The organism is Bradyrhizobium sp., assembly GCF_052389815.1.
Classification (GTDB): Bacteria; Pseudomonadota; Alphaproteobacteria; order Rhizobiales; family Xanthobacteraceae; genus Bradyrhizobium.
This window is the reverse complement of record NZ_JBQTHN010000156.1, coordinates 25,910-32,431: the sequence shown is the minus strand read 5'-3', so window position 1 is coordinate 32,431 and position 6,522 is coordinate 25,910. Positions and strand designations below refer to the sequence as shown.

The following is a 6,522-nucleotide window of genomic DNA, read 5'->3' as shown; positions in this document are numbered from 1 at the left end:
CGCCCCGGGACGCGGCTCCTCGCTCAGCGCCCGTTCCAGATTGCCTTCCACGAAGCGCCGCTTGGTCCGGTACACGGTGGAGCCGCCCACCGCCACGGTGCGGGCAATTTCCTCGTCGCTGCGGCCGGCGTCCGCCGTCAGCAGGATCTGGGCTCGCTTGAGCTTGCGGACGGCGCATTTGCCCTTGCTCAGCATCGTGGTCAGTTCGTCGCGTTCGGCTTGGCTCAGTTCGACCCGATAACGTACATTCATCTCGCCCCCCTTGTCGGAGAGCCGGATGAATCGACAAATGAATCAGAAATCGGGCGCCGCCCGTCGCCCCGGCGCGCAAGGCTTCACCGAAAGGCAAGGCGAGTACCTCGCCTTCATTTACACCTACTCGTACATGTTCCGGTGCTCTCCCGCAGAAGCCGACATGCAGCGCCATTTCCGCGTCAGCCCACCTTCGGTTCACCAGATGGTCGTCACCCTCGAACGAGCCGGTCTTATCCGACGTCAACCCGGCGTCGCCCGAAGCATCGAACTCCTCGTTCCCAAAGACGAATTCCCAATTCTCAAATGGCTCGAAATCAACCAGTCAAATCCTCTGTGACGAGGCACTAGTTAAGCCTCGAGCTGATGTAACAGGACATCCCGCAGCAACGAACTACCCGATGTAGGAGAAACGCGTTTTCAGGGCGAAGGTGGTTCTACTGCGCAAAGTATCGGAGCAGGTTGGTCAGGCTCTCGCGGCCTTTTTGAGCAGGGAACGGCCTCTCCGCGCCGCGTCTCCGCCCAGTCCGCCGGACCGGCTCTTGCGCTATCTCGAGCCAGCTGACGTCCTGCTGGTCGAAGGCAATTCGCAGATCGCTACTGCGATAAAATACCTTACGCAGTCGACATGGTCTCACGCGGCGCTCTTTGTCGGCACGCACGGCAACGGGCGACTCCATGACCCGACTCACTGCTTCATTGAAGCCGATCTCCTTCAAGGCATTCGCAGCGTCGGTATCGAGGCGTTTGCCGGAAGGCCCACTCGAATCTGCCGGGCGGTGGGGCTCAGCGAGGAAGAGCGGCAAGCCGTCATCGGATTTGCGATCGACCGGCTCGGACACCGCTACGATCTCAAGAATGTCATCGATCTTGCTCGCTATCTGCTGCCGACTCCGCCGGTCCCTACGCGGTTTCGTCGCCGCATGATCGCCTTCGGGAGCGGCGATCCGACCCGTGCGATCTGTTCTACGCTGATCGCGCAAGCCTTCCAATCGGTGCACTATCCGGTGCTTCCCTGTATCGAGTATCGCGCCGCAGCAACCGGGGAGTGTCCAGATTGCATTGATGAGATCATGCACATCCGGCACCATTCGCTGTTCGTGCCGCGCGATTTCGATGTTTCGCCCTATTTCCGCGTCGTCAAACCGACGATCGAGAGCGGATTTGACTTCAGGGCCCTGAAATGGGCTGAAGCCGCGAATGATGTGGGCGCGTCTCAGAGAGGTGGCAACTCGCGAGTAGGTTTCGCCTAAATCCTGCCTCCCAGGCGTGACACGCGGTCGTAGGTGTTCCAGTCGGAAGATCAATGCGTTGCTACGTCATGGACTTCTTCGGCGGCGGCCGAACCTCCCTCAAGAGCACTATCGATCCACTCGATATGCTGATGAAGCGAGATATCGATCGACGATGCGATGTCCAGCCGACGATCCTCGAAGACATCCTCTTCCGGATGCAAGATGCGCCACCGCTCGATCACGCGATCGCGCTCGAGAAGCAGGCACTCAATCTGCGGCCTGAACAACACGAACATGGCCGTGAGCCATCGGTTGAGGATATGCGATGGGTGCTCGACGTTGACAACAAATCCATCCAGCATGGCGATGACATCGGGCGCCCGATACCACGTTTCGGCCGTCACCCAGCGATTGGTGGTAAACAGGCGCTCCGGCATCCCGGTTGGCGTCATCGAAATGGCGATAAGATGCGTCATACCTTCATCGCCAACCGCCTGGCGAGGCCCTTGGCGGTTCGTCGCCGCGGGGCGAATTCCGGATGGTATGCCCTTCGGTCCTATGAATGTATGGAAATGGGCATAGTCCGAACGGTCCCGATCATCAGGGGAATGGGCATGGAGGTAATAATGGGCGTGAGATCCGGGATCGTGCACCTCATTTGACGGGTAGTGCGCCCATTCGGTGAAGCCGTCGCTACCCCGCAATGCCTCCATGACCAGGTTGCTTCCGGATTCGTTCAGATCCCGTAGACAGTCGACGACATCGATTGCGGCATCGGCCATCCGCGACAACACTTCTTGCGCAAGAGCCGATTTCGGGACCGGACCAGGGCCACCCTTCGGAGTTGGTGACATCGCGATCACTCCTCTATTGAACAGCTTCCGTCGAAGGCGCAGCGTCGCCGCGTCGATTTGACCTGCCTCCGTCGTAGCAGGCCGCTTGGTTCGAAGCTGTAATCGAAGACGGCGTGTGCCCATCGTCTCCGATGCTACCATGGTACGTCTGAGCCGGCTTCAGCGCCAGAACTAAGGGGACGCTACTTTCTCGGCGCGCAGGGATTTGCAGCCTTCGGCGCGCAGGGGTTTGCAGCCTTCGGCGCACAAGGATTCGCAGCCTTCTTGCCCTTCGCCGCACACGGATTGGTGCTTTGCTGCGAACTCTTGGGGGCACAGGGATTTTTCCCCTGTGCTGCTGCCGGCACTGGTGCGGCGGCGATCATGCCGCCGATTGCGGCGATGGAAGTGAGCGTTTGCAGTGATTTCTTGAGCGTACCCATATCGGTCTCCTTCGTTTGAAAAATCGACGGGTCTCAGAACCCCGTCGTTACGGACACCAGCCGGTACGGCATGGCGCGCGTAAGGGATGCCCCGGTGACGTTGTCGAGGCGGTGAGGACACATGCACCGATGCCGACGAAGGCCGCACCCTTCAACGGCGTGCCGGCGCGCGAGTGTGGAAAAGCACCGTCTTGTCTGTCTCCGTCGGATGGCAGCGCGAGCGTACTCACGCCTCGCTGCAGCCGTTCGCCCGAGGAACAGAAGAGGTTACCGGGTTAGCCAAGGAAAGTTGGACACGTCCGCCCACGGGGCGAGAGGGAAACGCCGCCTAGCGTCGGTTACGTGTCCGGACCGGCGCAGGCAACACCAGTCGATCGAACCGTCGCGGCCGACAAGTGCCGACCCGTGGCAGTCGCCAATCAGGCCATAATCTCGGATTGGTAAATATTCGGGCCGTCTCGTATCATGCGGAGTCGTCGGCCGGAGGTTTCAACCGCCTTCGCGGAAGGCGCGGTAGAGATCGACGCTGTCTGTCCATCAAGGGGGATCTGTTCGGCGCGTTCATTGGAAACCTCGCTCAAGGCAACCAGGATAGAGCTCTGGCAGCGCCGCGGGTCAGCCAATGCGTCAGCAAGGGCTTGGCGAATTCCGACGCCGCCGCTTTGTTGAGTTCACCCCATGTGGGGTAGGGTGCAATCATCTGGGCGATCGCCCCAAGCTTCACTTTTTGCTCAATGGCAATGATCCAAAGCTGTGCGAGTTCGCCGGCGTGCGCTCCCAGGATGGACGCGCCGAGCACACGGCCCCGGCGATCGGCGACCAGCTTGAGCATGCCCTCGCTGCGCCGCTCGGCAAGCGCACGGTCGTTGTCGCTGGACTGGACGCGGATCACCCGAATCTCGTCGCCGTGCTGCTTTCGGGCCAGTTCTTCGGTCAGCCCGACTTGCGCGAGTTCCGGGTCGGTGTACGTCACCCAAGGCAGTGATCGATAGTCGACCTTCGCGCGCAAACGGAACAGGGCATTTCTGACGATTATGCCGGCATGGTACGAGCACACGTGGGTGAAGCGCGGACCATCGATGACATCGCCCGCCGCGTAGATTCCGCGCTGCGTGGTCTGCAGGTAATGATCGACCTTTATCCCTTGCTCGTCATGCTCGACGCCCGCCGCTTGCAGTCCAAGTCCGGCAGTCCTTGCCCTGCGTCCTGTTGCAACGAGGAGATGCGAACCGGAAACCTGCGTGGATTGACCTGCGTCTTCCACTGTGACGCGGACTTCCTGGCCCTCGCGTGCGACGACTTTCACCTGCGCGTTTTCACGGATGGCGATTCCCTCAGCCGCCAGACGCTGCAACAGCGCACGGGCGAGCTCGGGATCGTCCTTCGGCATGGCCTTGTCACGTTCAAGAATGGTCACGGCCGCGCCAAGACGCCGGTAGGCCTGTCCGATTTCCACTCCGATTGGTCCGCCACCCAGGATGATGAGGTGCTCCGGAAGCGTATCGTTATCGAAAATGTTCTCATTAGTAAAAAACGGAACGTCGTGGAGCCCGGCGATCTCGGGTACTGCCGGCTCGGAGCCGGTCGCGATCACGGCGCGTTTGGCGCGGAAACTCGTCCCATTGACGGAAATGGTGCGGCTATCGAGGAAGCGCGCTTCGCCCCGGATCACCTCCACTCCCAGCTTCCGGAATCGCTCGACCGAATCGTGCGGTGCAACCGAATCGATGGCTGATCGCACATGGGCATGGACACGCTTGAAGTCGACCATCGGGCTTGCGTCGATGCCAAACGATGTCGCGTCGCGAACGGTCTGCGCGGTCTTCGCGGCGGCGAGCAACGCCTTTGACGGCACGCAGCCTGTGTTCAGGCATTCGCCACCCATTCGATCGCGCTCAATGAGAACGACCTTGAGGCCAAGAAGGGCAGCGCCGGCCGACACCGAAAGTCCGGCCGCTCCTCCGCCAATGACACAAAGATCCACGCGCCGCATTGCTGTATCCGCTTCATCCCGCATCCACGCGTCCTATTTGTATCAATCGGCCCGATCGCGCCGGGTTCAAAGATTTGTGTCCGGCTCAGCCTTCTTGCCTGAAGAATTCTTCGTAGTGGCTGCAACGTCGCTGTAACCTCTACACGGGGCCGAGCGAACCGCGTATCGACATGTGGACCCCGCCGGCGGCATGATGCCGGGCGGCGGTCAGTGTTATGCTGTCCCCCGCCGGAACGCTGAAGTACAGCTCAGTACTGTTGGGTCTCGAGGCTGTCATCATGGTCAAACGCCAAGCAACTGCTGCTGAGCACGATTTCGGAACTCCCCGCCCGTGACGATACAGGGCAGGCATTCGAGGCCCTGAACTCGGCCGGGATCGGGATCATTGCCATCAGCAATGGCGCGGCTGCCGTCACCAAGGCTCTCCTGGAGCGAGCCAATCTGATGCCCTTCGTCGATCACATCGTTTCGGTCGACGAGGTGAAGGTATCAAAGCCGCGCAAGGATGTGTATCTCCATGCTGCCCGGATTGCCACGGTCGATGCCCGCGAGCTTGCGCTTGTCGCCACCCACGCATGGGACGTTCACGGCGCAAGAGCCGCGGGCCTGATGGCGGGCTTTGTGGCACGTGGTCAAAGGTTTCCGAAGACAATGAATGCTCCCGATGTGATCGGGGAAAGCCTGAACGAGGTCGCAAGGCTTTTCACCGTCCTGAACGAGGCTGGGGCGAGCGCATGATCTCGATCATCATTCCCGTCCTCGACGAGGCCGCCAGGCTGCCGCCTCTGCTTCAGGTGCTTACCAGGGAGAAAACCGAGCATGAGGTCATCGTCGTGGATGGCGGCAGCTTGGATGGAAGCGCTGAGATCGCACAGCAGATGGGAGCGAAGGTGGTTCTCTCGAAGCCAGGGCGCGGGACGCAGCTATCGAGGGGCGTCACCGAAGCGCGCGGTGACGTGCTTTTCTTCCTCCATGCTGACACGGTGTTTCCGGAGGAAGGATTGCGAAGCATCGCGCAGATCCTCGCAGGGTCGCCGAACATAGTCGGCGGCAATTTCCGCCTCCTGTTTGATGGCGGAGATCGATTCAGCAGAGGCCTCACCCGCGTGTACGGCTGGCTTCGTTACCTGCGGCTCTATTATGGAGATTCCGGCATTTTCGTTCGGCGCTCCGCCTATGACGCGATCGGTGGTATGCGCGCCATCCCCGTCATGGAGGATCTTGACTTCGTCGCCCGAATGGAGCGCTACGGTAAGACATGCTGCATTGCAGACCCGCCGCTCATAACATCATCCCGGCGCTTCGAGGGGCGCCGGGCTTCCGAAATAGTCTATGGCTGGATGAAGCTTCACTTCCTGTTTTGGCTAGGCGTTTCACCAGACCGCTTGGCCATCATGTATATGAGGCAACAACCGACAGTGCGCGCTCAGGCTGCCGGCGGGTTCGGTGGGGCCGGTTCGAACCCTCAAGGCACTAGCTGAACCTTTCTGCCGCGCCGGCCGCGATTCGCAAGTTCCGGTGTCCGGCCGTTTGGCAACAGGAAGCTGCCGCGCTGGTGTTCGAACGGCATTCGCACGAGTTTCGGCAGCGTCACCTCGGCGGGCCGACGATATGCTGGGACTCCCGTCGTTATCGCCGCCTGTGGGACGTTGAGCCCCAGCGTGCCGTGTAGCCAATCCCATAGCGTGAAGCCGCTGGACCAGTTCGAGGCAATTCTGCCCCTTAGGAACCCTGCGATCGGGCTTCCATTCGTCACATGAATTTGA

9 protein-coding genes are annotated in these 6,522 nt (G+C 60.8%); 4 read left to right on the top strand and 5 right to left on the bottom strand.

Annotation, left to right across the window (positions count from 1 at the left end; all coding sequences use genetic code 11):
* A partial coding sequence (locus ACT4OC_RS24290) for a helix-turn-helix domain-containing protein (protein ID WP_444841583.1) occupies positions 1-252 on the bottom strand: 252 nt, incomplete at its 3' end.
* A gap of 25 nt (positions 253-277) precedes the next feature.
* On the opposite strand from ACT4OC_RS24290, the gene ACT4OC_RS24285 reads away from it, so the two are divergent.
* Together ACT4OC_RS24285 and ACT4OC_RS24280 are read left to right on the top strand one after the other, a co-directional pair.
* On the top strand, positions 278-592 hold the full coding sequence (locus ACT4OC_RS24285) for a LexA family protein (RefSeq protein WP_444841582.1): 315 nt from the start codon (positions 278-280) through the stop codon (positions 590-592).
* 202 nt (positions 593-794) lie between these two features.
* On the top strand, positions 795-1,505 hold the full coding sequence (locus ACT4OC_RS24280) for a YiiX/YebB-like N1pC/P60 family cysteine hydrolase (protein WP_444841581.1): 711 nt from the start codon (positions 795-797) through the stop codon (positions 1,503-1,505).
* A 50-nt stretch (positions 1,506-1,555) separates the two neighbouring features.
* On the opposite strand, the gene ACT4OC_RS24275 is transcribed toward ACT4OC_RS24280, so the two are convergent.
* The 4 genes from ACT4OC_RS24275 to ACT4OC_RS24260 all read right to left on the bottom strand — a co-directional run bounded on the left by ACT4OC_RS24275 (position 1,556) and on the right by ACT4OC_RS24260 (position 5,218).
* Positions 1,556-2,269: a DUF6969 family protein gene (locus ACT4OC_RS24275; protein ID WP_444841580.1), complete on the bottom strand. Its 714-nt coding sequence runs from the start codon at positions 2,267-2,269 to the stop codon at positions 1,556-1,558.
* Positions 2,270-2,523: 254 nt separating this feature from the next.
* Positions 2,524-2,763 (bottom strand): hypothetical protein, encoded by a 240-nt coding sequence (locus ACT4OC_RS24270; protein WP_444841579.1) that lies wholly within the window; start codon positions 2,761-2,763, stop codon positions 2,524-2,526.
* Positions 2,764-3,340: 577 nt separating this feature from the next.
* Positions 3,341-4,780, bottom strand: coding sequence for a dihydrolipoyl dehydrogenase family protein (locus tag ACT4OC_RS24265; protein WP_444841578.1), 1,440 nt, complete (start codon positions 4,778-4,780; stop codon positions 3,341-3,343).
* A 258-nt stretch (positions 4,781-5,038) separates the two neighbouring features.
* Entirely contained in the window at positions 5,039-5,218 is a 180-nt protein-coding gene (locus tag ACT4OC_RS24260) for a hypothetical protein (RefSeq protein WP_444841577.1), read from the bottom strand.
* Between ACT4OC_RS24260 and ACT4OC_RS24255 the strand changes: the two genes are divergently transcribed.
* The gene (locus ACT4OC_RS24255; RefSeq protein ID WP_444841584.1) at positions 5,132-5,494 is read left to right on the top strand and encodes an HAD hydrolase-like protein; all 363 of its coding nucleotides are present in this window, start codon (positions 5,132-5,134) and stop codon (positions 5,492-5,494) included. The two genes, ACT4OC_RS24260 and ACT4OC_RS24255, sit on opposite strands and share 87 nt — an antisense overlap.
* A complete protein-coding gene (locus ACT4OC_RS24250) occupies positions 5,491-6,237 on the top strand; it encodes a TIGR04283 family arsenosugar biosynthesis glycosyltransferase (protein WP_444841576.1) in 747 nt (248 codons plus the stop codon). Before ACT4OC_RS24255 ends, ACT4OC_RS24250 begins: the two co-directional genes overlap by 4 nt.
* The last annotated feature ends 285 nt before the right edge of the window (positions 6,238-6,522 follow it).